At 38.7% G+C, this 23,846-nt stretch carries 26 protein-coding genes, 1 other RNA gene and 1 pseudogene; 26 read left to right on the top strand and 2 right to left on the bottom strand.

The window, feature by feature from the left end; genetic code table 11:
- Positions 1 to 3: 3 nt before the first annotated feature.
- Entirely contained in the window at positions 4 to 1,116 is a 1,113-nt protein-coding gene (hypD, locus tag GG9_RS01545) for a hydrogenase formation protein HypD (protein ID WP_005632422.1), read from the top strand.
- Position 1,117: 1 nt separating this feature from the next.
- Positions 1,118 to 2,131 carry a hydrogenase expression/formation protein HypE gene (gene hypE / locus GG9_RS01550; RefSeq protein ID WP_005632421.1) on the top strand — a complete coding sequence of 338 codons (1,014 nt, stop codon included), beginning with the start codon at positions 1,118 to 1,120 and terminating at the stop codon, positions 2,129 to 2,131.
- A gap of 51 nt (positions 2,132 to 2,182) precedes the next feature.
- On the opposite strand, the gene ssrA is transcribed toward hypE, so the two are convergent.
- Positions 2,183 to 2,548: a transfer-messenger RNA gene (ssrA, locus tag GG9_RS09370) on the bottom strand.
- A 173-nt stretch (positions 2,549 to 2,721) separates the two neighbouring features.
- Here ssrA and dinB point away from each other — a divergent pair.
- The 5 genes from dinB (at position 2,722) to GG9_RS01570 (ending at position 5,251) form a co-directional block, all read left to right on the top strand.
- On the top strand, positions 2,722 to 3,789 hold the full coding sequence (dinB, locus tag GG9_RS01555) for a DNA polymerase IV (RefSeq protein WP_005632419.1): 1,068 nt from the start codon (positions 2,722 to 2,724) through the stop codon (positions 3,787 to 3,789).
- Between the two features lie 32 nt (positions 3,790 to 3,821).
- Positions 3,822 to 4,331, top strand: coding sequence for an elongation factor P hydroxylase (locus tag GG9_RS01560; protein WP_005632418.1), 510 nt, complete (start codon positions 3,822 to 3,824; stop codon positions 4,329 to 4,331).
- A gap of 176 nt (positions 4,332 to 4,507) precedes the next feature.
- Positions 4,508 to 4,747: a hypothetical protein gene (locus GG9_RS01565; protein WP_005632416.1), complete on the top strand. Its 240-nt coding sequence runs from the start codon at positions 4,508 to 4,510 to the stop codon at positions 4,745 to 4,747.
- A complete protein-coding gene (gene yidD / locus GG9_RS09365) occupies positions 4,747 to 4,950 on the top strand; it encodes a membrane protein insertion efficiency factor YidD (RefSeq protein WP_005632412.1) in 204 nt (67 codons plus the stop codon). Before GG9_RS01565 ends, yidD begins: the two co-directional genes overlap by 1 nt.
- Before the next feature lie 76 nt (positions 4,951 to 5,026).
- Complete coding sequence (locus tag GG9_RS01570) at positions 5,027 to 5,251, top strand: excalibur calcium-binding domain-containing protein (protein ID WP_005632410.1); 225 nt, start codon at positions 5,027 to 5,029, stop codon at positions 5,249 to 5,251.
- A 215-nt stretch (positions 5,252 to 5,466) separates the two neighbouring features.
- Here the strand turns inward: GG9_RS01570 and GG9_RS01575 are convergent.
- Positions 5,467 to 6,356: pseudogene (locus GG9_RS01575) on the bottom strand (LysR substrate-binding domain-containing protein).
- A gap of 110 nt (positions 6,357 to 6,466) precedes the next feature.
- On the opposite strand from GG9_RS01575, the gene GG9_RS01580 reads away from it, so the two are divergent.
- From GG9_RS01580 to lolE, 19 genes are all read left to right on the top strand, one after another.
- Entirely contained in the window at positions 6,467 to 7,045 is a 579-nt protein-coding gene (locus GG9_RS01580; RefSeq protein WP_005632404.1) for an NAD(P)H-dependent oxidoreductase, read from the top strand.
- 555 nt (positions 7,046 to 7,600) lie between these two features.
- Positions 7,601 to 8,161 (top strand): Pycsar system effector family protein, encoded by a 561-nt coding sequence (locus tag GG9_RS01585; protein ID WP_005632400.1) that lies wholly within the window; start codon positions 7,601 to 7,603, stop codon positions 8,159 to 8,161.
- Positions 8,162 to 8,170: 9 nt separating this feature from the next.
- A complete protein-coding gene (locus GG9_RS01590; protein ID WP_005632397.1) occupies positions 8,171 to 8,920 on the top strand; it encodes an adenylate/guanylate cyclase domain-containing protein in 750 nt (249 codons plus the stop codon).
- A gap of 261 nt (positions 8,921 to 9,181) precedes the next feature.
- Positions 9,182 to 9,718 (top strand): elongation factor P hydroxylase, encoded by a 537-nt coding sequence (locus GG9_RS01595; RefSeq protein ID WP_005632394.1) that lies wholly within the window; start codon positions 9,182 to 9,184, stop codon positions 9,716 to 9,718.
- 200 nt (positions 9,719 to 9,918) lie between these two features.
- Positions 9,919 to 10,470: a tetratricopeptide repeat protein gene (locus GG9_RS01600; RefSeq protein ID WP_032825137.1), complete on the top strand. Its 552-nt coding sequence runs from the start codon at positions 9,919 to 9,921 to the stop codon at positions 10,468 to 10,470.
- A gap of 419 nt (positions 10,471 to 10,889) precedes the next feature.
- Positions 10,890 to 11,972, top strand: a complete 1,083-nt coding sequence (gene prfA / locus GG9_RS01605) for a peptide chain release factor 1 (RefSeq protein ID WP_032825163.1) — start codon at positions 10,890 to 10,892, stop codon at positions 11,970 to 11,972.
- A gap of 52 nt (positions 11,973 to 12,024) precedes the next feature.
- Positions 12,025 to 12,465, top strand: a complete 441-nt coding sequence (locus GG9_RS01610; RefSeq protein ID WP_005644900.1) for an RDD family protein — start codon at positions 12,025 to 12,027, stop codon at positions 12,463 to 12,465.
- Positions 12,465 to 13,343 (top strand): peptide chain release factor N(5)-glutamine methyltransferase, encoded by an 879-nt coding sequence (prmC, locus tag GG9_RS01615; RefSeq protein WP_005632385.1) that lies wholly within the window; start codon positions 12,465 to 12,467, stop codon positions 13,341 to 13,343. The genes GG9_RS01610 and prmC overlap by 1 nt, the downstream gene beginning before the upstream one ends.
- On the top strand, positions 13,343 to 14,146 hold the full coding sequence (locus GG9_RS01620) for a SirB1 family protein (protein WP_005632383.1): 804 nt from the start codon (positions 13,343 to 13,345) through the stop codon (positions 14,144 to 14,146). The genes prmC and GG9_RS01620 overlap by 1 nt, the downstream gene beginning before the upstream one ends.
- Positions 14,147 to 14,160: 14 nt before the next feature.
- Positions 14,161 to 15,015, top strand: coding sequence for a 3-deoxy-8-phosphooctulonate synthase (gene kdsA, locus GG9_RS01625; RefSeq protein ID WP_005632382.1), 855 nt, complete (start codon positions 14,161 to 14,163; stop codon positions 15,013 to 15,015).
- Positions 15,016 to 15,077: 62 nt separating this feature from the next.
- On the top strand, positions 15,078 to 16,025 hold the full coding sequence (locus GG9_RS01630) for a 2-hydroxyacid dehydrogenase (RefSeq protein WP_005632381.1): 948 nt from the start codon (positions 15,078 to 15,080) through the stop codon (positions 16,023 to 16,025).
- Positions 16,025 to 17,206, top strand: a complete 1,182-nt coding sequence (locus GG9_RS01635) for a lipoprotein-releasing ABC transporter permease subunit (protein ID WP_005632380.1) — start codon at positions 16,025 to 16,027, stop codon at positions 17,204 to 17,206. The genes GG9_RS01630 and GG9_RS01635 overlap by 1 nt, the downstream gene beginning before the upstream one ends.
- A gap of 21 nt (positions 17,207 to 17,227) precedes the next feature.
- Positions 17,228 to 18,532: an adenosylmethionine--8-amino-7-oxononanoate transaminase gene (gene bioA / locus GG9_RS01640; RefSeq protein ID WP_005632379.1), complete on the top strand. Its 1,305-nt coding sequence runs from the start codon at positions 17,228 to 17,230 to the stop codon at positions 18,530 to 18,532.
- The gene (gene bioF / locus GG9_RS01645) at positions 18,519 to 19,661 is read left to right on the top strand and encodes an 8-amino-7-oxononanoate synthase (protein WP_005632378.1); all 1,143 of its coding nucleotides are present in this window, start codon (positions 18,519 to 18,521) and stop codon (positions 19,659 to 19,661) included. Before bioA ends, bioF begins: the two co-directional genes overlap by 14 nt.
- 9 nt (positions 19,662 to 19,670) lie before the next feature.
- A complete protein-coding gene (locus tag GG9_RS01650) occupies positions 19,671 to 20,318 on the top strand; it encodes a DUF452 family protein (RefSeq protein ID WP_005632377.1) in 648 nt (215 codons plus the stop codon).
- On the top strand, positions 20,306 to 21,088 hold the full coding sequence (gene bioC / locus GG9_RS01655; RefSeq protein WP_005632375.1) for a malonyl-ACP O-methyltransferase BioC: 783 nt from the start codon (positions 20,306 to 20,308) through the stop codon (positions 21,086 to 21,088). The genes GG9_RS01650 and bioC overlap by 13 nt, the downstream gene beginning before the upstream one ends.
- Before the next feature lie 9 nt (positions 21,089 to 21,097).
- A complete protein-coding gene (gene bioD, locus GG9_RS01660) occupies positions 21,098 to 21,739 on the top strand; it encodes a dethiobiotin synthase (protein ID WP_005632373.1) in 642 nt (213 codons plus the stop codon).
- Between the two features lie 81 nt (positions 21,740 to 21,820).
- A complete protein-coding gene (gene lolD / locus GG9_RS01665) occupies positions 21,821 to 22,504 on the top strand; it encodes a lipoprotein-releasing ABC transporter ATP-binding protein LolD (RefSeq protein WP_005632371.1) in 684 nt (227 codons plus the stop codon).
- Entirely contained in the window at positions 22,504 to 23,754 is a 1,251-nt protein-coding gene (lolE, locus tag GG9_RS01670) for a lipoprotein-releasing ABC transporter permease subunit LolE (protein WP_032825161.1), read from the top strand. Before lolD ends, lolE begins: the two co-directional genes overlap by 1 nt.
- Positions 23,755 to 23,846: the final 92 nt, after the last annotated feature.

Raw genomic sequence — 23,846 nt, 5'->3', positions numbered from 1 at the left:
TCGATGCGATTTGTTGATGAATTTCGCGATCCTGAACTTGCCCGTAGTTTAGTGGCGCAACTTGAAAAACTGATGGAAAAAATGCCGCACTTTACGGCGCAGAATCCATTGTATTTAATGGAAGTATGTGGCGGACATACCCATACGATTTTTAAATTTGGATTGGATCGGCTATTGCCAAAAAGTATCGAATTTATTCATGGCCCTGGTTGCCCTGTCTGTGTGCTTCCGATGGGGCGTATTGATGTTTGTATTGAAATTGCGCTGAAACCTGATGTCATTTTTTGTACCTTTGGTGATGCAATGCGGGTGAAAGGTCGCAAAGGTTCGCTTTTAGAAGCCAAAGCGAAAGGCGCAGATGTTCGCATTGTGTATTCACCTTTGGATGCGTTGAATATTGCACAAAATAATCCGAATAAAAAAGTCGTCTTTTTTTCCTTAGGATTTGAAACGACTATGCCGAGCACAGCAGTGACGCTTCAACAAGCCAAAAAACTAGGAACAAAAAATTTCTGGATTGTTTGCCAAAACATCACGATTATTCCAACGTTACATAGCTTGCTGGCACAAGATCAAGTCAAAATTGATGGTTTTCTTGCACCAGGGCATGTAAGTATGGTGATTGGTTCATCGCCTTATCAAGGGATTGTCGATAAATATCACAAACCTTTTGTGATTACAGGTTTTGAACCTTTAGATATTTTGCAGGCGATTGTAATGTTAGTGCAGCAATTTGTTGATGGCCGTTGTGAAATCGAAAATCAATATAAACGCATTGTTGATGATCACGGAAATGCTTTAGCCCAACGTTCAATGCAAGAAGTATTCCAGCTTAAAGCAAGCAGTGAATGGCGTGGATTGGGAGAAATTGAACAATCTGGCGTGGAATTGACGGATGCTTATCGTGAATTTGATGCCGAAATTTATTTCCAAAGCCAAGCTCAACAGGTGGCCGATGATCCTAATTCTCGTTGTGGTGATGTCTTGACTGGGCGTTGTAAACCATCTGATTGCCCATTATTTGGCACAGGTTGTAATCCAGATAATGCTTATGGCGCATTAATGGTTTCTTCCGAAGGCGCATGTGCAGCCTATTATCAATATCGGAGAGAATAAAATGAGCGAATTTATCACTATGGCGCACGGTAATGGCGGTGCAGCTATGCAAAAATTGATCCAAGATTATTTTGTAGAAGCCTTTGCAAATCCTATTTTGGTGCAAGGGGAAGATCAGGCAAGAATTCCATTAACCGAATTAGCAAAGCAAGGCGAAACACTGTCATTTAGCACAGATAGTTTTGTGATTGATCCCATTTTTTTCCCTGGTGGTAATATCGGGAAATTAGCGGTGTGCGGCACAGCAAATGATGTGGCGGTGTGCGGGGCGATACCAAAATACTTATCCTGTGGCTTTATTTTGGAAGAAGGATTGCCACTTGCGGATCTTAAAGCAATTATTCAATCAATGGCTGAAACCGCAAAAGCTGTGGGCATTCAGGTTGTTACTGGCGATACAAAAGTGGTACAAAAAGGCGCAGTGGATAAGATTTTTATCAATACCAGTGGAATTGGTGTTATTCCTCAAAATTTGGATTGGGGCGTTCATAAAATTCAAGCAGGCGATAAAATCATTGTTAGCGGCACTATTGGGGATCATGGCGCAACAATCTTAAATTTACGTGAAAAACTGGGTATCCAAACGGATCTTCATAGTGATTGCGCCGTGCTGTATCCATTGATTGAAAATTTACGCGAAGTAGATGGCGTGAAAGCAGTTCGAGATGCAACCCGTGGGGGAGTCAATGCTGTTTTGCATGAATTTGCACAGGCGCAACAGCTAGGCATTAATATTGATGAACAGGACTTACCAATTCGCCAAGAAGTGCGCGGAATTTGTGAATTACTTGGTCTTGAAGCATTAAACTTCGCTAATGAAGGAAAGCTTGTTATCGTTGCTTCAGATGAAAAAACACCAGAAATTTTGACCGCACTTCGTCGTCATCCATTAGGTGAAAATGCGGCTGTGATTGGTGAAGTGACAACCGATAAAAAAGTGCGTTTAGTGGGCATTTTTGGACAAAGTCGATTGTTAGATTTACCAACAAATGAACCGCTGCCGAGAATTTGTTAATGATTAGATAAAATTAAAGCCTTGATAATCAAGGCTTTAATTTTTTTTGTTTGGTGGAGCTGGGGGGAGTTGAACCCCCGTCCGAAATTACTCTACCTTCAGTACTACACGTTTAGTCTCGTCTTTAATTTCACTTAAGCATGCGGACAGACACGCTAAACTTAAGCTAGTTTGATTCAATTTAGTGCTTCGATCCTCAAACGGTGGCTTTCACACGATCTCGTTTTGGTTTGACTCCGCGTTATCCCCGTCTTACGAGCGGAAGCTGGGGCGCGAAGGCTAAATGCAGGTTATTAAGCTGCTAAAGCGTATTGTTCGTCGTTTGCGACTATTTTTTTGCGGTTTATTTACGAGGCCTACCGCACCTCGACGTGCACCTTGGGCTTCGCTAATCCCGTCGAATCCAGAATCAGCCCCAAAATTTTGCGTAGTCTAGCAAAAAAAGAAAGGTAGGGAAAGTTGAGATTGATTGAATTGCTGCTTTAAAGGGCATTTATAAAAGGTTAAATTGCAAGTATATTAATTTAAGTGTATATTTAAACAGTTGTTTGCTTGATTAATATTAGAAAATATTTAACCGCACTTTTTTTATGCTACAAGACAAAAAAATTATTCACATTGATATGGATTGTTTTTACGCATCAATTGAAATTCGTGAAAATCCTAATTTGCAGGGAAAGCCTGTTGCTGTAGGTGGTTCTTCTCGTCAACGTGGTGTATTAACAACTTGTAATTATGAGGCGAGAAAATTTGGTTTGCATAGTGCAATGCCAACGGCTCAAGCCATAAAAAAGTGTCCGAATCTCATTCTTGTGCCTGTGAATATGACGTTGTATAAACAGGTTTCGGCACAAATTCATCAAATCTTCCATCGTTACACCGATATTATTGAACCACTTTCTTTAGATGAAGCTTATTTAGATGTCACGCACTGCCAAAAATGTTCAGGCTCTGCGACCTGGATCGCACAAGAAATCCGTCAAGCAATTTTTGATGAGTTGAATTTAACTGCCTCGGCAGGTGTGGCACCTTTAAAATTCCTTGCCAAAATCGCTTCGGATATGAATAAACCTAATGGGCAATTTGTGATTAAGCCGAATGAAGTCGAGGAATTTATTAAAACCTTATCTTTAAATAAAATTCCTGGTGTGGGTAAAGTAACATCACAACGATTACTCGATATGGGATTAGAAACTTGTGCTGACATTCAAAACTTTGATCAAATCGTCTTATTAAACCAATTTGGTAAAGCGGGTAAACGTATTTGGGATTTTAGTCATGGCATTGATGATCGTGAAGTACAAGCCCATCGTGAACGTAAATCAGTTGGCGTAGAACAGACGTTGATTGAGAACATTCACACAGTTGAGCAAGCTTTAGCCTTATTGAATAATCTTTATGACGAGTTAATTCGTCGCCTTGAACGTGTTAGTCGTAATATACCGTTATCTTCATTCCGTAAAATTGGCGTAAAGCTTAAATTTGAAGATTTTCAAGTAACCACTTTAGAGAAAACAGGTTTGCCACTTTCTTTGGAGAGTTTTCAGCAATTACTTCCTCAAATTTTTATGCGATCAAAAGGGCGATCGATTCGTTTGATTGGACTACATGTCAATTTACCTGAAGAAAATAAACAAGAACAAATGAGCCTCTGGTGATATAATCTCGCGGTTTTTTAGGAGTCGATACCATGGAACATAAATTAGAAGATATTATTGCAATTTTTAATCAATGTTTTGAAGAGGAATACAACACTCGCTTAGTCAAAGGCGGTGAAGAACCCATTTATTTACCCGCAAATGATGAAGTGCCTTATAACGCAATTTATTTTGCGCGAGGCTTTTACAGCAGTGCATTGCACGAAATTGCCCATTGGTTAGTGGCAGGCAAAGAACGTCGTAAACTAGAAGATTTTGGTTATTGGTATGAGCCAGATGGACGTTCAGAAGAACGCCAGCGTGATTTTGAAAAGGTTGAAGTGAAACCTCAAGCGTTGGAATGGATTTTAGCGACTGCGGCGGGTTTTCGTTATTTTGCTAGTGCGGATAATTTGAATGGCAATCCGGGCGATACACAGCCTTTTAAACAAGCCGTGTATGAGCAAGTGAAAACCTATGCGGAAAAAGGTTTACCAAAACGAGCTGAAACCTTGCGTCATGCGTTGGCTCAATTTTATGGTACAGAAGATCGAATTGATTAAGCATTTTTAACAAGTAGATAACGAAATGCTCGTTATTTCTTGCAATCGAACTTATAAAGAATGGGCGTTTATGCAAGATGATGAGTTTATTCTCTGTCATGTTATTTTTAGTATGACTATTATGTGCTGGACGTGGAGATTTATTTTAATAAAACAAACCTAAGGAGAATTTGGTTATGCAATATGAATATAAAATGATTCAAGCTGCACCCCATATTATTGCGCAAAGAAAGAATATTCAAACTGCGGCAGCAGACTATTTACAAGAGCTAGTAAATGAGCAGGCTGGGTTAGGTTGGGAGTTCTTTCGAATAGATGATTTTTCTACTGAAGAAGCAGCAGGGTGTTTTTCTGGAGGAAAAACAACAGCCAAGGTTCATAAAGTTATCACTTTTAGACGTGAAAAAAATGATTGATGGCTTGGCTTAGTATCCAATTTATTTTACTTTATCAACATCTAGCTCCTCTCAGAATCCGTAATGCTTGTCGCTTTGAGCCTAGTTGTTCAAATTATGCCATTTTAGCTTTACAGAAATATGGCTTTATTCGTGGTTGGAAGATGACTTTAAATAGGTTGAAAAGGTGCAAATATCCGGATGGGGGAGAGGATTATCCTTAGTATCTAGTGGCTGCTGTTTTTAGTATACCGATGATGATGGAAATGGTGAACGATAGAGCTAATCTAAGGAAATTACATGAAAAAAGTAATGCTAATTTTAACTTCACTTTTCGTTATTTCTTCTCCAGCCTTAGCGAAAAGCAAAAAAGCTGATTTGGAACAGTTTAGTTGTGGAGAAAGAAAATATTGCAAAGAAATGGCTTCTTGTGCAGAAGCTAAATACCATTTAAATGAATGTGGCGAAAGCCGTTTAGATCGTGATGGTGATGGTATTCCATGTGAGAATGTTTGCAGACGATAATTTATGAAAAAGCGGTCTATTGACCGCTTTATTTTTTTCACTTTCTTCATATCTACTTTTTAGTTTATCAAAGATAGATTCGAGATTAATCTAAATTCTACCGCACTTTTAATAAGCTGCTTTATTTTTCGCCGCTTTTATTAAACCGTGTGACCATGCTTGATGACCGTTTACAGGGGGATTTATTGGTATGAATGAACTCGTAAAGATCCCGCTTATATTTTCCCCAGTTCCTCCACCAAAAAATCCAAAAATACGCGTAGGCGAAGATTAATTGCTTTATCGCTGTAATAAACAGCATTGAAGGGGGCGTTTTATTGGAGGTTTGTTCAGTCAGTAGGGGAATTAATTTTCCTTCAGCGATGTCATTGTCTACCAAAAAATCTGATAAGCAAGCGATACCACAACCTGAAAGGCATAATGACCGTAAGATTTCACCGCTGCTGGCGGTAAAGTGCGGTGAGATTTTATAGGAATTTCCTTGAGCATCGAAAACTGCCCATGTATTTAGAAAAGTAGGCTCGGTGAAGCCTAAACATTGATGGTTGGCAAGATCTTCAGTTGATTGTGGTGTGCCATGTTTTGCCAAGTATTCTGGACTGGCGACTACGCGGAAGTGGCTATCAAACAGATGACGAGCACGCAACCCAGAATCATCTAACTCTCCAGCTCGTAAGGCAATATCGACTTTGCGTTCAATCAGATTGATATAGCCTTCGGAAGAAACGAGCGAAAGTTGAATATGCGGATAGCGTTTGTTGAATTTCGCAGACAGTGGCACTAGTAGATGTAACACCATCGGCATAGCAGAATCTACTCGTAGTACGCCTTGTGGAACTTCGTGCACTGCCAACATTTCGGCTTCTGCTGCGGCCATTTCTTGTAGAACTTTCTGTACGCGACGAAAATATTGTAAGCCTTCTTCTGTTAGTCTAAGTTGTCTAGTAGTGCGGTTGATTAGGTTTACACCTAATTTTTCTTCTAGTCTTTTCACCACGCGGCTTACCGCTGAATTTGCCATTGATAGCTGGTTGGCTGCGCGGCTGAAACTGCCATTTTCGACTACTTGCACAAATACCGTTAATTCTTCAGAAGTTGTTTTCATTTTATTATTCTGTTTAACGCAAAAGAGTTTTTTTATTTTTGCACTTTTTAAGTATAAAGTAAAACAGCATAATAAAATCCCTGTTTGAATTATTTATTTTAGGAGCAAAGATGAATATTTTATTATTAGACGGTGGAAAAGAGTTTGGTCATTCACATGGCGAGTTGAACCACACACTTCACAAAAAAGCGAAAGAAGTTTTGACCGCACTTGGACACAATGTACAAGAAACCGTGATTGATGCCAGCTATGATGTTGAAGCAGAAATTGAAAAATTCTTGTGGATGGATGCCGTGATTTGGCAGATGCCAGGTTGGTGGATGCACGAACCTTGGACAGTGAAAAAATACATAGACGAAGTATTAACCGCTGGACACGGCAAGCTTTACCACAGCGATGGTCGCCATCGTACCAATCCAACTGAAGGCTACGGCACAGGTGGCTTGTTGCAAGGCAAAAAACACATGCTTTCACTTACTTGGAATGCGCCGATTGAAGCCTTCACCCGCGAAGGTGACTTCTTCGAAGGCAAAGGTGTGGATGCTTTATACATGCACTTCCATAAACTCAACGAGTTTATCGGATTGAGCCGTCTGCCGACATTCTTATGTAACGATGTGATTAAAAATCCACAAGTAGAACAATACTTAACAGAGTACCAAGAACACTTGGAAAAGGTGTTCGGATAATTACTAAATATTAGTTTATAAGGTGAGCATTTGGGCTCACTTTTTTTATTTCAAACGCTTATTAAATCCCTAGATAGAGAGGGGAAGATGAATAGACTGGCTTTAGATCAAACAAGCGGTCTAATTTTGAATTGAATTTGCAAAAACATCTAAAAATCTGACCGCACTTCATAATAAAAAGCTCTCTGAAAATTTCAGATGGCTTTTACTTTTAGTGCATCCACAATCAATTTAAACATTTCTGAATGCCCTAGGTAATAGGAATAATAAAGATAAAGCGAATCGTAGGTTATAAAAATTTAGGAAGTAACTTGACTAATTAGCTTGAATGGACTGTATCTATCACGTTCATATGTGTAATCCATACGATATCAAGACCATCTTAAAAGGTTTGTAGGTGTAGATGGCTGTTGTTGAAAAACTGTGATTTTAGACGTGAAGGTGAGAGGATTAATGTGAAATTTATTCTACTGAGAAAATTATTTTTCTAATAACTATTGAATTATTATCTTATTCCCCAAATAATTAAGAAAATTTAACAGATAAAGGTAAAAAATGTATAAGCAACAATGGAAATTATCGAGCGATACGGATAAATTGCATTTAACTCTTGATAGGATTATTGGGTTTATTTCAAATTGTGATACCAAAGTATCATTTTGGTTCTCATTTTTTGGCGCTATTTTAACCATTTTATCTACTTTAAAAACACCCACAACAGAATTTATAAAAAGTGTTTTTTGTGCAAATCCTAGAAATAGAACAGATGAAGTTGTTTTATTTATTTTTATGCTTATATTTTTGGTATCAGCTATATGTTTCATAATTGGACTTTACTTTCTAAGCAAGGCCTTGATGGCAAAAATAACCAATAACGAGGATAGAAAATCTAATATTTTCTTCGGGCATATTGCATCAAACAGGAACCAACAAGCCTATTTAAACCGTCTTGAAGCGACTAATTTGAATAAATACATTGAAGACTTAGTTTCACAAATATATATCAACTCCAAGATTTGTGAACAAAAATTTAAAAATTATAATAAGGGAGTAAAAATAAGTGGTATAAGCATTATTTTTTTATTGGTTTCGTGGCTTTACATTTTTCAGAAATAGGAGATAACAATGTCAGAGTATGACTATATACAGGGAAAAAACCGAGTAGAAAGTATTCTAGATAATCATATGATCATAGAAGAAAAGGAGAAATTACCAGTAGATGGTAGTTTTACTTTTGAAAATGGATATAGGACATGGTTAACCAGTATTTTTATAGATATTCGGAATTCAAGTAAATTATTTACAAGCAAGAATCAGGAGAAAACCGCAAAAGTAATCAGAGCATTTATTTCTGAACTGATTGAAATACTAAGAGATGATGATGGATTCATGCTTGAGATAGGTATTCGTGGAGATTGTGTTTATGCAATTTATAATACGCCTTTTCAGAAAGATATTCTAAATTGTGCAAATAAAACCTTCGATGCAAACACATTTATCAATATGTTTAATAAGATGTTAGAACAAAGAGGGATTGCTCCTATCCGAGCAGGAATAGGAATGTCGACAGGGTACGATTTAGTTATTAAAACAGGACGGAAAGGTGTTGGAATTAATGAAAAAGTATGGATTGGTACAGCTGTCACTGAAGCATCTAATCTTTCATCATTAGGAGATAAAAATGATTACCGTAGATTAATGTATTCATGGCGATCATATATTAATTTTATTGATGGATTAAAAGCTCAGAACAGTAATCAAAATGTTGAAAATTGGTTTACATCTATAAACAACCCTATACCTAATATAGGTATTGTATATAATGCAGGTATTATACAATCTACATTTAATGAGTGGATTAAGTCTAACGTATAAGGATATTGGTCGAAAGTAAATTATAGTTCCATTACTGATACTGTAAACGTCCGACCTTTTCCTTATCTCTACGCAAAAAGTGCGGTCAAATTCCTAATTAAAAATACCTGAAAATCTGGTCGCTCTTTATCATTTAAAAACTGTCTGAAATGATTATTCAGGCGGTTTTTTATTTAATTGAGGTTTTGTGAAAGCCATTAAAAATGAGATAATTCTCAAACCTTTTGAGAGACTTTATTGATAAAAATATTTGGAGAAAGCATGGAACATAAACTTGAGGACATCATTGTGATTTTTAATCAATGTTTTGAAGAAGAATATAATACGCGATTGGTTAAAGGCGGTGATGAGCCCATTTATTTACCCGCAAATGATGAAGTGCCTTATAACGCGATTTATTTTGCGCGAGGATTTTATAGCAGTGCATTGCACGAAATTGCCCATTGGTTAGTGGCAGGCAAAGAACGCCGTAAACTAGAAGATTTTGGTTATTGGTATGAGCCAGATGGACGTTCTGAAGAACGCCAGCGTGATTTTGAAAAAGTGGAAGTGAAGCCGCAAGCATTAGAATGGATTTTGGCAACAGCGGCAGGTTTTCGTTATTTTGCCAGTGCGGATAATTTAAATGGCAATCCGGGCGATACACAGCCTTTTAAACAAGCCGTGTATGAGCAAGTGAAAACGTATGTAGAAAAAGGTTTACCAAAACGAGCTGAAACGTTACGCCATGCTCTTGCTATGTTTTATGGCACAGAAGATGACATTAATTTGGCGAAGTTTGATGTCGCGCGTATTTAATAGCTGAAAGTGAGCAAGATTGCTCACTTTTTTCAGTCTTAATCCCCCCAATTCCCCCCTAATTAAATAGTTCAATTTTTAGTCATTTTACACCCAGTATACTGGGTGTTGTACTCTCTTTACAGAGAGTACAACAAAACATCTTGCTAAACAAAAAATGTTTGGTTATTTCAATTATTGATTAATAAATGGACGATTTTATGAAATTCTCAAAAACACTTATTACTACTGCTATTCTTGGCTTTTCACTTGCTTCTTTTCATTCTACTGCTTGGGCAGATACGCCCAAGCAGCAATTCCAACAAGGTTTTGAAGCCACTACGAGGGGGGACTATCAAACAGCCTTTAAACTTTGGTTGCCTTTGGCTGAACAGGGACAAAAAAATGCTCAATATAATTTGGGCGTGATGTATGACAATGGACAAGGTGTGAAACAAGATTATTTCGAAGCGATGAAATGGTATCGCAAAGCGGCGGAGCAGGGGTATGCAATGGCTCAAGTTAATTTGGGCAGTATGTATTACAACGGGCATGGTGTCAAACAAGATGATTTTGAAGCCGTGAAATGGTATCGCAAAGCGGCGGAGCAAGGGAATGCAAAGGCTCAATTTATAATGGGGGGACTATATTGGTTTGGAAAAGGAGTTCAAGTAAATAAATCTTTAGCTAAAGAATGGCTTGGTAAGGCTTGTGATAATGGCGATCAACAAGGTTGTGAGTTTTACGGTAAGTTGAATAGAGGGGAGATGTAATAACACGTTTACAGCTTATATTGGCGAGTAAAAATTGTGTTTTATTTAATTATAAGTCTAATAAGGATAAAAATAATGAAGAAAAATTAACCTTAGCCGTTTTATTATTGGAGGTGATTGGTGGCGGAGCGGTGTATTTTACCCAATATTACCCAGAACAGGTAAAGATCCGAAAGTGTTAATTAAGCTAGGTGAGTTGGAAAAAGATAAATCCAAAGCCAAAAAATATTTTGGCGATGCTTGCGATTTACATAGTCAAGAAGGGTGTGATAAATATCGTGAGCAATCAAAAAGAAGACTCCAATAAATAGTGGTAAATCACAAATAAAGCGTCTGAGATTCTTAATTTCCTTTTCACTGTCAATTTTCCCTAAAATCGGCTAGAATACGCCGATTTTATTTTCGGTGACTTATAAATGATGAAAGATTCCATTATTGCAAAATTAGAAAGTTTAAAAGAACGTTATGAAGAGCTAGAAGCCTTATTGGGCGATGTTTCTGTAATTAGTGATCAGGATAAATTCCGTGCGTATTCTAAAGAATATTCGCAACTTGAAGAAGTGGTGAAATGTTTTAATCGTTGGACGCAATTAAATCAAAATATTGAAGAAGCTGAAATATTGCTCGACGATCCTGAAATGAAAGAAATGGCGCAAATGGAAATCGAAGAATCCAAAGCGGAAATTGAAGAAGTGGAACAACAACTTCAAATTCTTTTACTGCCGAAAGATCCTAATGATGAATATAACTGCTATTTAGAAATTCGTGCGGGAACAGGCGGTGATGAAGCGGGTATTTTTGCGGGTGATTTATTCCGTATGTACAGTCGCTATGCTGAAAGTAAACGCTGGCGTGTAGAAATGCTAAGTGCTAACGAAAGTGAGCAAGGCGGTTATAAAGAGGTGATTGTTAAAGTCACTGGCGAAGGTGTGTATGGTCAGTTAAAGTTTGAATCTGGCGGTCATCGTGTGCAACGTGTACCAAAAACTGAATCGCAAGGGCGTATCCACACTTCTGCTTGTACTGTCGCGGTAATGCCAGAATTGCCAGAATCTGAAATGCCAGAAATTAATCCTGCAGATTTACGTATTGATACTTACCGCTCATCAGGCGCTGGTGGTCAGCACGTAAATACAACGGATTCTGCGGTTCGTATTACACATATTCCAACAGGTATTGTGGTGGAATGTCAGGATGAGCGTTCACAGCACAAAAATAAAGCGAAAGCAATGTCGGTATTAGCGTCACGTATTGTTCAAGCAGAGCAAGAACGCCAAGCCGCAGAACAAACAGATATACGCCGTAACTTATTAGGTTCGGGCGATCGCTCCGATAAAATCCGTACATATAATTATCCGCAAGGTCGAGTCACAGATCACCGCATCAATCTCACAATTTACCGTTTGGATGAAGTGATGAATGGTAAAATTGATGAACTGATTCAGCCGATTATTACCGAATATCAAGCGGATCAGTTGGCGGCATTGTCTGAACAGAATTAATGATAGGGGCATCTGATTTCAGATGTCCTTTTTAACTTTACAGGGAAATAAAATGATCATTGAAAATCAAAAAGATGCTGAATTTTCTTCTGCTTTCAAACCTTCTCAACCCGCTCAAGCAAGCCGTTTTAAACGTTGGCTTGCGAGTATGATTAATGGGCTTGTGCTTTGGGTGATGGTTGGTCTCGGTTTTGCATTGGGGGATTTTGCTGGTGTAGTGGGGACGATTGTATATGCTGGTTTTCAGTTATATTTCATGAAAACTTATGGTCAAACTATGGCAAAACGCTGGTTAGGCTTGCGTGTATTTAATTATCATACCAATCAGCCTGTTGAATTTGGTAAATACATCGGCCGTGAGATTATTGATATTTTGTTAGCATGGACGAGTTTCTTATTGATTATTAGCGGTATTGTTGCACTTGTGCGCGATGATCGTCGTTCTTTAACGGATTTAGTGGCTGGCACAATTGTGTTAAAAGACGAAAAATAATGAATTATAAAGAATGGCTGGCACAAGCGATTGCTGATTTGGCACAAAAAAATCCCACTGAAAATAGTAAAATTGATGCACTTGTGCTTCTTCAACACGCAACGGACAAATCGCGTACGCAAATCCTTGCTTTTGATGATACCGAGATTGATGAAAAAGTGCGGTTAAAATTGACCGCACTTTTAGATCGTCGTCTAAAAGGCGAACCTATTGCTTATATTCTTGGTGAAAAAGAATTTTGGTCGTTGCCGTTAAATGTCTCAAAAGGCACTCTGATTCCAAGACCAGATACCGAAATTTTAGTGGAAAAGGCATTACAAATTGCCTTAGAAAAACTGGAAGAAAATCCACCGCACTTTCGTATTCTTGATCTCGGCACTGGCACAGGCGCTATCGCGTTAGCATTAGCATCGGAGCTTTCCTCTATTTGTCAAAAACAGCAGATTTCATTAGAAATCATTGGTGTTGATCTTATGCCTGATGTTGTGGCGTTAGCTCAATCTAATGCAGAAAAAAATAAGTTAAATGTGCAATTTTTGCAGAGCCGTTGGTTTGAAAATATAACAGGGCAGTTTGATCTTATTGTCAGCAATCCGCCTTATATTGATGCTAAAGATGAACATTTACATCAAGGAGATGTGCGTTTTGAACCGCTTTCTGCATTAGTTGCCAATGATGCGGGTTATGCTGATTTACGTCATATTATTGAATTATCGCCGAGTTATTTGAATTCTAATGGCGCATTATTGCTTGAACACGGATGGCAACAAGGCGAAAAAGTGCGGTCGATTTTCCAAGAAAATCATTGGGAAATGGTTGAAACCGTGCGTGATTATGGCGACAATGAGCGCGTCACTTTAGGTTTTTGGAAGAAGTAATGAAATATTATCGACGTGCGTTATATGATCAATTTGTGCATTTTTATAATACCATCTCAGATGATGGTACATCAGAAGCGCAACTTCGGGGAAAAATTGGCGGGCTTGTACGTCGAGCGCGTAAAGAAATTTCGCCAGATTGGCCGAAAGAAGAGCAGATTCATCAGTTACTACAGCTATTTTATGGTGATTGGGGCTTTCATTGCGATTCAGAAGAGTATTTCTACGCACGCAATTTATATTTGCCTTATGTATTGGAGCATCATCAAGGAATGCCAGTGACTCTTGGAGCAATTGTGCTTTATTTAGCCGAGGTATTGGATTTGCCGATTTACCCAGTAAATTTCCCAACACAGCTCATTTTACGTGCCGAAGTCAGAGATGAAGTAGCTTTTATTGATCCTTGGGATGGCACTTATATATCGCAAGAAAAATTACAGCAACTTTATGAAGGTGCATTTGGCTTTGGTGTGCAAATTCAACCTGAAGAACTTGATAGAGCCGATCTTTCTTTACTTTATTCTCGTTTTGAGCAACTGGCGAAGAATGCGCTCATCCGCGAAGAGCATAACGACATGGCATACCGTTATATTGAGAATTTACTGATTGGTAATGATGAAGATCCTTATCACATCCGTGATCGCGGTTTAGTTTTAGCTCAGATGGGTGCTTACTCTTCGGCATTAAAAGATTTAGAATTTTTTGTGGAACGTTGTCCGGAAGACCCAACTGCAGCTTTAATCCGAACTCAACTTTTAGAACTTAAGGGCGAGATTGATAAAGATCCTTTTCCCCTCCATTGATTTAAGGAAAATTTATGCAAAATAAAATTGTAAAAATTGGCAATATTGATGTTGCAAATGACAAACCTTTCGTGCTTTTTGGTGGAATGAACGTACTTGAAAGTCGTGATATGGCGATGCAAGTCTGCGAAGCTTACGTGAAAGTGACGGAGAAACTTGGCGTGCCTTACGTATTTAAAGCTTCTTTTGACAAAGCGAATCGATCATCTATTCATTCTTACCGCGGTCCTGGTATAGAAGAAGGCTTAAAAATTTTCCAAGAATTAAAAGATACATTCGGTGTAAAAATTATTACCGATGTACACGAAATCTATCAATGTCAGCCCGTTGCAGATGTTGTCGATATTATTCAACTTCCAGCCTTTTTGGCTCGTCAAACAGATCTTGTTGAAGCGATGGCGAAAACAGGCGCAGTGATTAATGTGAAAAAACCACAATTTTTAAGCCCTGGTCAAATGGGTAATATCGTGGAAAAAATCGAAGAATGTGGCAACGATAAAATCATTCTTTGTGATCGTGGAACAAACTTTGGATACGATAATTTAATTGTGGATATGCTTGGCTTTAGTGTTATGAAAAAAGCATCTAAGGGTAGCCCAGTTATTTTTGATGTAACCCATTCACTTCAATGCCGTGATCCATTTGGAGCTGCATCAGGTGGTCGTCGCGCGCAAGTAACAGAATTAGCGCGTTCTGGTTTAGCAGTAGGAATTGCAGGTTTATTCTTAGAAGCGCATCCAAATCCAAATCAAGCGAAGTGTGATGGTCCTTCTGCATTGCCTCTTTCTGCTCTTGAAGGTTTTGTCTCTCAAATAAAAGCCATTGATGATTTAGTAAAATCTTTCCCTGAACTGGATACTTCAATCTAAGAAAATATTTCACCAAAAGTGCGGTTAATTTTGACCGCACTTTGTATATAAAAGGAGAAACAATGAATATCGTCTTTTTGGATAGTACAGCTATCCCGAACCATATCCCTATTCCTCGTCCAAGTTTTGCGCATACTTGGATTGAATATGAGCATACTTCTTCTGCAGAAACGATTGAAAGAGCGAAAGATGCTGATATTGTTATTACGAGCAAAGCCATTTTTGATCGAGAAACGTTAAAACAATTACCTAAGTTAAAGTTGATTGCGATTACTGCAACGGGTACAAATAATGTTGATCTTGTGGCCGCAGAAGAAATGGGCATCGCCGTGCGTAATGTGACAGGTTATTCCAGCACAACAGTACCAGAACACGTAATCGGTCTGATTTTTTCTTTAAAACACAGCTTTGCAGGTTGGTTACGCGATCAATCGGAAGCAAAATGGCCTAAAAGCAAACAATTTTGTTATTTTGATTACCCAATTACAGATGTGCGCGGTTCAACATTAGGCGTATTTGGTAAAGGTTGCTTAGGGACAGAAGTGGGGCGTTTGGCGAATGCCGTGGGAATGAAGGTGCTTTATGCAGAACACAAAGATGCCACTTTTTGCCGTGAAGGTTATACGCCATTTGAGGAAGTATTAAGACAAGCGGATATTGTGACGTTGCATTGCCCATTAACTGAAACAACAAAGAATTTAATTAATGCAGACACCTTATCCAAAATGAAAAAAGGTGCATTTTTGATTAATACAGGGCGTGGGCCTTTGATTGATGAAGTTGCCTTAGTTGATGCGTTAAAAACGGGGCATTTAGGCGGAGCGGCTTTGGATGTAATGGTAAAAGAGCCACCAGAAAAAGATAATCCGTTAATTTTAGCTGCAAAAACTATGCCTAATTTAATTATCACCCCGCATATTGCTTGGGCGAGTGATAGTGCAGTGACTACATTAGTTGGCAAAGTAATGCAAAACATCGAAGAATTTGTACAACAATTAAATCAAAAATAATGAATTTTCCTATTTCTCTTTATATTGCGCTACGTTATTGGCGTGCGAAAAGTGCGGATCGTTTTGGCCAATTAGTGGCTAATCTTGCAAGCCTAGGGATTGTGCTAGGTGTGATGGCATTGATTATCGTGCTTTCTGTGATGAATGGATTAGAAGGTTACCAAAAACAACAGGTGCTATCTTCTATTCCTCACGCGATTGTGAGTGAAGAACAGACCATTTCTACAGAAAAAACATTAGAAAATTTACCGCTCTTTGTCCAAAAAGCGGTGCCGATCAATACAACAAATGTGATTTATCAAACGACAAAAGGCGTGAGTGCAGGACAAATCATTGGTATTCAATCATTTTCTGATGATCCCTTGGTTGAATCTTTTGATCAGGCTAAATTTAATGAAATTTTACCGACAGGTGAATTTAAATTGGTCATTGGTGATCAACTGGCCAAAAAATTGGGCGTGAATGTAGGGGATAAAATCCGTTTGATGATTACGGAAAACAGCCAATATACACCGTTTGGTCGCGTGCCAATGCAGCGTTTATTTACGGTTAGCGATATTTATTATGATTATGGCGAAGCATCTGGTTACGAATCCTTTGCTAATATTACAGATATTGGTCGCTTAATGCGTATTCAACCGCAGCAAGCTCAGGGCTATCGTTTATTTTTGAATGATCCGTTCCAAATTACAGAACTCCCACAACATTTCCCAACACAAAAAATTACGGATTGGCGTGTGCAAAAAGGTGAATTTTTCCAAGCGGTGAGAATGGAAAAAAATATGATGGGATTGTTGATTAGTTTGATCATTGTCGTGGCGATTTCCAATATCGTGACTTCATTAAGTTTGATGGTGGTGGATAAACAAGGGGAAATTGCGATCTTGCAAACTCAGGGCTTAACAAAATCCCAAGTGCGTTCAGTGTTTATTTATCAAGGATTACTGGTGGGATTTGTTGGCACATTGCTCGGTGCTATTTTGGGTGTTTTAGTCACGTTGAATTTAACGGACATTGTAAGTGCGGTAAATCCACAGGGTGTTTTTTTACCGACAGAATTATCTTTTATTCAAATGATTTTTGTCATTGGATTTTCCTTGTTGCTTTCTTTACTTTCTACACTTTATCCCGCTTATCGAGCTGCGAAAGTAGAACCTGCCGCTGCTTTGCGATACGAATAAGTTTTTAATGGTAAATGAATGATGGATGAACAATCACTTTTAGCTTTTGATACACAACATATTTGGCATCCTTATTCTTCCGTTTCTTCTGATATGCCGCTTTATGCGGTAGAACGTGCTGATGGCGTGATGATAACTTTAAAAGATGGTCGTCGTTTAATTGATGGTATGTCCTCTTGGTGGGCGGCGTTGCACGGTTATAATCATCCACGCTTAAATGCGGCGGCACAGAATCAATTGGCAAAAATGAGCCATATTATGTTTGGCGGTTTTACCCATGAACCCGCGGTGGAATTAGCTCAATTATTGGTACAAATTTTGCCAAATGGATTAGATAAGATCTTTTTTGCTGATAGTGGTTCTGTCGCTGTGGAAGTGGCGATGAAAATGGCTATTCAATATCAGCACGCAAAAGGGGAAGCACAACGACAAAAATTCGCCACCATCCGTTCTGGTTACCATGGCGATACTTGGAATGCGATGTCGGTATGTGATCCAACCACAGGTATGCATCATTTATTTCATCATAGCCTGCCCGTACAATATTTCCTTCCTCAACCCAATATTCCATTTAATGAATCTTGGAATGATTATGCGATTGAACCTTTAGCTGATTTACTTGAACGAAAAGGTAATGAAATCGCCGCACTGATTTTAGAACCTGTTGTACAAGGTGCGGGCGGTATGTATTTTTATTCGCCAACTTATTTAGTGAAAGCACAAGCACTTTGTAAACAATATGGCGTTTTGCTGATTTTTGATGAAATCGCTACGGGATTTGGTCGAACAGGAAAATTGTTTGCAGCCGAACACGCAGGCATTTCGCCAGATATTATGTGTATCGGTAAAGCCTTAACAGGTGGTTATTTAACTTTATCGGCAACCATTACAAGCACTGAAATTGCACAAATTATTTGTAGTGGTGAGGCTAAATGCTTTATGCACGGCCCCACTTTTATGGCAAATCCGTTGGCTTGTGCAATTGCGGCGGAATCTATCCGTTTATTGTTGGAAAGTACTTGGCAACAAAATATTCAGCGAATTGAGCATTCCTTAAAACAACAGCTTTCGCCTTTATCTGAAAAAGATTATGTCAAAGAAGTTCGCGTATTAGGGGCGATTGGGGTGGTCGAAATGAAAAGTGTGGTAAATATGAAAACTTTAGTTCCGCGTTTTGTGGAACAAGGTGTTTGGATTAGACCTTTCGGAAAATTGGTTTATGTTATGCCGCCGTTTGTGATTAAAGATGATGAACTTCAGAAATTAACAAAAGGCATGATTCTGGCTTTAACTCAGGAATATTTACATCATAATGAACGTCTTTAAACAACAGCTTGAACAACTCGGCGCGCAAAATCAATATCGTTCGATTCCGGATTTGATTCATCAAGGGCGGTATATTACGCGGGAAAACCGCAAAATGCTGAATATGTCGTCTAATGATTATTTGGGTTTGGCATCAGATGAAAACTTGCGCCGGTCTTTTTTGCAGCAATACGGCGGTAATTTTCCCTCTTTTACCAGTTCTTCATCGCGTTTATTAACGGGCAACTTTCCTATTTATACCGATTTGGAAGAGCTTGTCGCACAACGTTTCCAACGGGAAAGCGCGTTATTGTTCAACAGCGGCTATCACGCCAATCTCGGTATTTTGCCTGCTTTGACGACGACGAAAAGTTTGATTTTGGCAGATAAATTTGTCCACGCCAGTATGATTGACGGCATCCGTTTGAGCCGGTGTGCGTTTTTCCGTTATCGTCATAATGATTATGAACATTTGAAAAATCTGCTTGAAAAAAACGTCGGAAAATTTGACCGCACTTTTATCGTTACCGAATCTGTTTTCAGTATGGACGGCGATGTGGCGGATTTGAAACAGCTTGTCCAATTAAAAAAACAGTTTCCCAATACTTATCTTTATGTGGATGAAGCCCACGCAATCGGTGTTTATGGGCAAAACGGATTGGGGATTGCCGAACGGGATAATTTGATTGCCGAGATTGATTTATTGGTCGGCACTTTCGGTAAAGCCTTAGCCTCGGTGGGGGCGTATGCCGTCTGCAACCAAGTATTGAAAGAATGTTTGATTAATCAAATGCGCCCATTGATTTTTTCAACCGCATTGCCGCCGTTTAATGTGGCTTGGACTTATTTTATTTTTGAACGATTGCCGCAATTCTCAAAAGAAAGAAGCCATCTTGAGCAGTTAAGTGCATTTTTACGGCGGGAAGTGGCGCATCGGACGCAAATAATGCCGAGCCAAACCTGTATCGTCCCCTATATTTTAGGCGGGAATGAAGCCGCCCTTGCCAAAGCGGAATATCTGCAAAGGCAGGGTTATTATTGCCTGCCCATCAGACCGCCGACAGTACCCAAAAACACATCCAGAATCCGCCTGTCTTTAACGGCAGATATGACAACGGATGAAGTGCGGCAGTTTGCGGCGTGCCTGTAAGGATATGATATGAAAACAAAATTTTACAATCATCAAGGCGGACATTTAATCCTGTATTTTGCAGGTTGGGGAACGCCGCCCGATGCTGTAAATCATTTGATTTTGCCGGAAAATCACGATTTATTGATTTGCTATGATTATCAAGATTTAAATTTGGATTTTCATTTTTCCGCCTATCAGCAAATTCGTGTAGTCGCATGGTCAATGGGTGTTTGGGTGGCAGAGCGAGTATTACAAGGAATCACCTTACAATCAGCAACAGCAGTGAATGGCACAGGTTTACCTTGTGATGATAGCTTCGGTATTCCCTATGCTATTTTTAAAGGTACGTTAGATAATCTCACAGAAAATACTCGTTCAAAGTTTGAACGTAGAATTTGTGGTGACAAAGTATCTTTTGAACGTTATCAGCAATTTTCTGCACGACCATTTAACGAAATTCATCAAGAACTCACCGCACTTTTTGCGATGATTCAGCAGGATAAACGCACCGATCTTATTCACTGGGCAAATGCATGGGTTAGTTCTCGCGATAAAATTTTTACGCCAGCTAATCAGCACAAATATTGGGCATCCCGTTGTGCCGTTCAGGAAATAGAGGGTGAGCATTATGTGTTTTCAAGATTTACCCACTGGTCGGCATTATGGAATCATTAACTTCCGTAGATAAATCGCGTATTCAACACGCCTTCCAAAAAGCCTTAAATAGCTATGATGAACATGCGTTAATTCAACAAAAAATGAATATTAAGTTAATGATGCATTTGCAAGACTATTTACCAAATGGGTCACTAGATAGTGTTTTGGAGCTTGGTTGCGGTTCTGGTATGTTGAGTACGTTGTTGCAGAAACAGATTTCAGCCAATTATTGGTTATTTAATGATTTGTGCGATGTGCGCTCTCTACTCGCTGAAAAGCTGATTCAACCCTTTGATTTTTCTTGTGGCGATGCGGAAAACTTTTCTTTTCAACGACGATTTGACTTGATTGCTAGTGCATCAGCCGTGCAGTGGTTTCATTATCCTGACAATTTTATTTCCCATTGTAAAACAGGATTGAAACCTAATGGTTTATTGGCGATTACTAGCTTTGGTGAAGATAATTTAAAAGAGATTCGTCAAATGGCGAATGTGGGGTTAAGTTATCCGAATTTATCTCAATGGCAAAATTGGTTAGCCAATGGTTTTGAGCTTTTATGGTGTGACGATTTTACTGTAATACTAGAGTTTGATACGCCATTGGATGTACTCAAACATCTGAAATATACCGGTGTAACAGCCACGAACCGAAAAAATTGGACAAGAAAAAATCTCAACAAATTTATTGATGATTACTTGCAGGCTTTTAGTTTGCCATCGGGTAAAGTGGGGTTAACTTACCATCCATTGTTTTTTATCGCACGTTATTCTCATGCTAAAAATCAGTAAGGCGTATTTATGGGCAAGGTTATTTTTGTATCGGGCATTGATACCGATGTAGGTAAAACTGTTGCAACAGGCATTTATGCTAAAAAGTTGATGGAACAAGGCTTTTCCGTTATTACACAAAAAATGATTCAAACAGGCTGTAAAAATATTGCTGATGATTTGCTTGTACATCGAAAGATTCAAGGCATTGATTTGACAGCAGAAGATTTACAAGGCGAAACCTGCCCTTATCTTTTTGAATATCCTTGTTCTCCTCATTTAGCTGCAAAGCTCGAAGAGCGAGAAATTAATGAAAAAATTATTAAAAAATCCACCGCACTTTTGGCAGAAAAATATGATTATGTATTGTTGGAGGGGGCGGGAGGATTAATGGTGCCTTATTGTGACGACGCGACGACGTTAGATTATATCCAGTCAAATAATTACCCTTTGATTTTAGTGACATCGGGAAAATTAGGTAGTATTAACCACACATTATTAAGTTTAGAGGCTTGTCGTTCTCATGGGGTGTCAGTGCTAAGCGTAATGTATAACGGTTATCCAGAATACGATCCCATCATTAGTCAAGAGACGCAAGGTTATTTAAAGGGTTATCTTAAAAAATATTTTCCTGAAACGAGATTTGAATACTTTGGGCGCATTGAAATTTAAGCTCAGGGAAAAGTGTGATAGACTCGCGCCAGTTTTTAATGAGATGATTTACCGCTAAAGTGCGGTTAAAAAGAGTAAAAAATGAATAACTATTTATTAAAATGCGAAAATATCAATAAATTTTATCAAGAAGGTGAAAATCAAACGCAAGTGTTAAAAGGCGTTTCTTTTTTTATGGAACCCGCAGAGTTGGTTGCGATTGTGGGAAGCTCAGGTTCAGGGAAAAGTACGTTATTGCACACTTTAGGGGGACTTGATCAGCCAAGTAGTGGTGAAGTGTTTATTAATGGACAATCTTTGCAAAAAGCATCGGCTAATGAATTAGCGGCTTTGCGTAATCGTTATTTAGGATTTGTGTATCAATTCCATCATTTAATGGCGGACTTTACCGCACTTGAAAATGTGATGATGCCGATGTTGATTGGTCATCAAAATAAAACAGAAGCGAAAGATCGTGCCGAAAAAATGTTAAGCGCGGTGGGATTAAGCCATAGAATTACCCATCGTCCATCTGCGCTTTCTGGTGGGGAACGTCAGCGTGTGGCGATTGCGCGAGCTTTGGTGAATAATCCATCGTTAGTTTTAGCGGATGAGCCAACAGGGAATCTCGATCACAAGGCCACAGAAAGCATTTTTGAACTCATTCAACAACTTAACCAAGAGCAAAATATCGCTTTTTTATTAGTCACTCACGATATGGGGCTTGCTGAAAAATTATCACGCCGTTTAGTGATGCAAGATGGTATTTTGAAGGAAGGTGTATGATGAATACGCCGTTTTTTATTAGTTGGCGTTATCAACGTGGTAAGCAGAAAAATCCTTTGGTTGCGTTAATTGCAAAATTTTCAGCTATTGGTATTGCGCTGGGGGTTGCAGTTTTAATTGTTGGTTTAAGTGCGATGAACGGTTTTGAGCGTGAGCTTAACCAACGGATTTTGGCTGTCGTGCCACATATTGAGATTTTTTCTGCTCCTCAAGCGAAAGATCCCACAATTCATCATTGGCAAAATTTAGAAAAACGCTTACAACAAAATGCCCAAATTAAAGGTATTTCTCCTTTTGTTAGTTTTACTGCATTGGTAGAAAATGGCTCAAAACTGAAAGTGGTTCAGATCAAAGGTGTTGAAAAACAAGCTGAAGATAACGTAAGTTCAATTGGCAATTTTGTACAAGAGCAAGGTTGGAACAAATTTGAGAAAGAAGGCGGATTGGTCTTGGGATCAGGTATTGCTAAAGAACTTGATGTAAAAGTAGGGGATTGGATTACCTTGCTTATTTCTCAGCAAAACGGCGATGAACAATTTGCTCAACCCACTCGTGAACGCGTGCAAGTCACTGCAATTTTACGTTTAGATGGGCAACTGGATTATAGTTATGCCTTATTACCGCTTGCTCAAGCGCAAGAATTTTTGGCTTATAAATCAGATCAAATAACAGGTGTTGAATTGAAATTAGATGATCCTTTTTCTGTGAAAAATCTGGATTTATCTATGCTTAATGATTATCCGCAGATGCTTTATATTCAAAACTGGATTGGTAAATTTGGTTATATGTATCGCGATATTCAACTTATTCGAACAGTGATGTATATCGCGATGGTGCTCGTGATTGGGGTGGCATGTTTTAATATTGTTTCTACGCTGATTATGGCGGTAAAAGATAAGCAAGGCGATATAGCCATTATGCGCACGCTTGGAGCGAATAATGCGTTCATTAAACGTATTTTTATTTGGTATGGCTTACAGGCAGGAATGAAAGGTTGCTTAATTGGTATTGTATTAGGCATTATACTTGCATTAAATTTGACAACTTTTATTCAAGGCATTGAGTGGGTTATCGGTAAGAAATTATTATCGGGCGATGTGTATTTTGTCGATTTTTTGCCAAGTGAGTTACATTGGTTGGATGTTTTGATGGTGTTAGTCGCAGCGCTTGCATTGAGTTTAATTGCTAGTCTTTATCCAGCAAGTAGGGCAGCTAAATTACAACCAGCACAAGTATTAAGTAGCCATTAATTTTGTGAATACCGCATGAAAGTGCGGTATTTTTTTGTCTTTTATTCACTCAATATTTCACTTTATTCGGCTTGCAAGCATGCACCAAAGAT

It is taken from the genome of Haemophilus haemolyticus M19501 (genome assembly GCF_000222025.1).
Classification (GTDB): domain Bacteria; phylum Pseudomonadota; class Gammaproteobacteria; order Enterobacterales; family Pasteurellaceae; genus Haemophilus; species Haemophilus haemolyticus_G.
The sequence above is the reverse complement of the archived record's forward strand: the minus strand, read 5'-3'. Positions and strand labels throughout refer to the sequence as shown.

Excerpts from the sequence above, each read along its gene's own strand:
- GG9_RS01620 (WP_005632383.1), top strand. The coding sequence starts at position 13,343 with ATGAAATATTATCGACGTGCGTTATATGATCAATTTGTGCATTTTTAT.
- GG9_RS01610 (WP_005644900.1), top strand. The coding sequence starts at position 12,025 with ATGATCATTGAAAATCAAAAAGATGCTGAATTTTCTTCTGCTTTCAAA.
- lolE (WP_032825161.1), top strand. The coding sequence starts at position 22,504 with ATGAATACGCCGTTTTTTATTAGTTGGCGTTATCAACGTGGTAAGCAG.
- GG9_RS01565 (WP_005632416.1), top strand. The coding sequence starts at position 4,508 with ATGCAATATGAATATAAAATGATTCAAGCTGCACCCCATATTATTGCG.
- GG9_RS01630 (WP_005632381.1), top strand. The coding sequence starts at position 15,078 with ATGAATATCGTCTTTTTGGATAGTACAGCTATCCCGAACCATATCCCT.
- lolD (WP_005632371.1), top strand. The coding sequence starts at position 21,821 with ATGAATAACTATTTATTAAAATGCGAAAATATCAATAAATTTTATCAA.
- GG9_RS01650 (WP_005632377.1), top strand. The coding sequence starts at position 19,671 with ATGAAAACAAAATTTTACAATCATCAAGGCGGACATTTAATCCTGTAT.
- hypD (WP_005632422.1), top strand. The coding sequence starts at position 4 with ATGCGATTTGTTGATGAATTTCGCGATCCTGAACTTGCCCGTAGTTTA.
- GG9_RS01600 (WP_032825137.1), top strand. The coding sequence starts at position 9,919 with ATGAAATTCTCAAAAACACTTATTACTACTGCTATTCTTGGCTTTTCA.
- kdsA (WP_005632382.1), top strand. The coding sequence starts at position 14,161 with ATGCAAAATAAAATTGTAAAAATTGGCAATATTGATGTTGCAAATGAC.
- bioC (WP_005632375.1), top strand. The coding sequence starts at position 20,306 with ATGGAATCATTAACTTCCGTAGATAAATCGCGTATTCAACACGCCTTC.
- hypE (WP_005632421.1), top strand. The coding sequence starts at position 1,118 with ATGAGCGAATTTATCACTATGGCGCACGGTAATGGCGGTGCAGCTATG.
- GG9_RS01585 (WP_005632400.1), top strand. The coding sequence starts at position 7,601 with ATGTATAAGCAACAATGGAAATTATCGAGCGATACGGATAAATTGCAT.
- dinB (WP_005632419.1), top strand. The coding sequence starts at position 2,722 with ATGCTACAAGACAAAAAAATTATTCACATTGATATGGATTGTTTTTAC.
- yidD (WP_005632412.1), top strand. The coding sequence starts at position 4,747 with ATGGCTTGGCTTAGTATCCAATTTATTTTACTTTATCAACATCTAGCT.
- prfA (WP_032825163.1), top strand. The coding sequence starts at position 10,890 with ATGAAAGATTCCATTATTGCAAAATTAGAAAGTTTAAAAGAACGTTAT.
- GG9_RS01635 (WP_005632380.1), top strand. The coding sequence starts at position 16,025 with ATGAATTTTCCTATTTCTCTTTATATTGCGCTACGTTATTGGCGTGCG.
- GG9_RS01570 (WP_005632410.1), top strand. The coding sequence starts at position 5,027 with ATGAAAAAAGTAATGCTAATTTTAACTTCACTTTTCGTTATTTCTTCT.
- bioD (WP_005632373.1), top strand. The coding sequence starts at position 21,098 with ATGGGCAAGGTTATTTTTGTATCGGGCATTGATACCGATGTAGGTAAA.
- GG9_RS01595 (WP_005632394.1), top strand. The coding sequence starts at position 9,182 with ATGGAACATAAACTTGAGGACATCATTGTGATTTTTAATCAATGTTTT.
- prmC (WP_005632385.1), top strand. The coding sequence starts at position 12,465 with ATGAATTATAAAGAATGGCTGGCACAAGCGATTGCTGATTTGGCACAA.
- bioA (WP_005632379.1), top strand. The coding sequence starts at position 17,228 with ATGGATGAACAATCACTTTTAGCTTTTGATACACAACATATTTGGCAT.
- GG9_RS01560 (WP_005632418.1), top strand. The coding sequence starts at position 3,822 with ATGGAACATAAATTAGAAGATATTATTGCAATTTTTAATCAATGTTTT.
- GG9_RS01580 (WP_005632404.1), top strand. The coding sequence starts at position 6,467 with ATGAATATTTTATTATTAGACGGTGGAAAAGAGTTTGGTCATTCACAT.
- GG9_RS01590 (WP_005632397.1), top strand. The coding sequence starts at position 8,171 with ATGTCAGAGTATGACTATATACAGGGAAAAAACCGAGTAGAAAGTATT.
- bioF (WP_005632378.1), top strand. The coding sequence starts at position 18,519 with ATGAACGTCTTTAAACAACAGCTTGAACAACTCGGCGCGCAAAATCAA.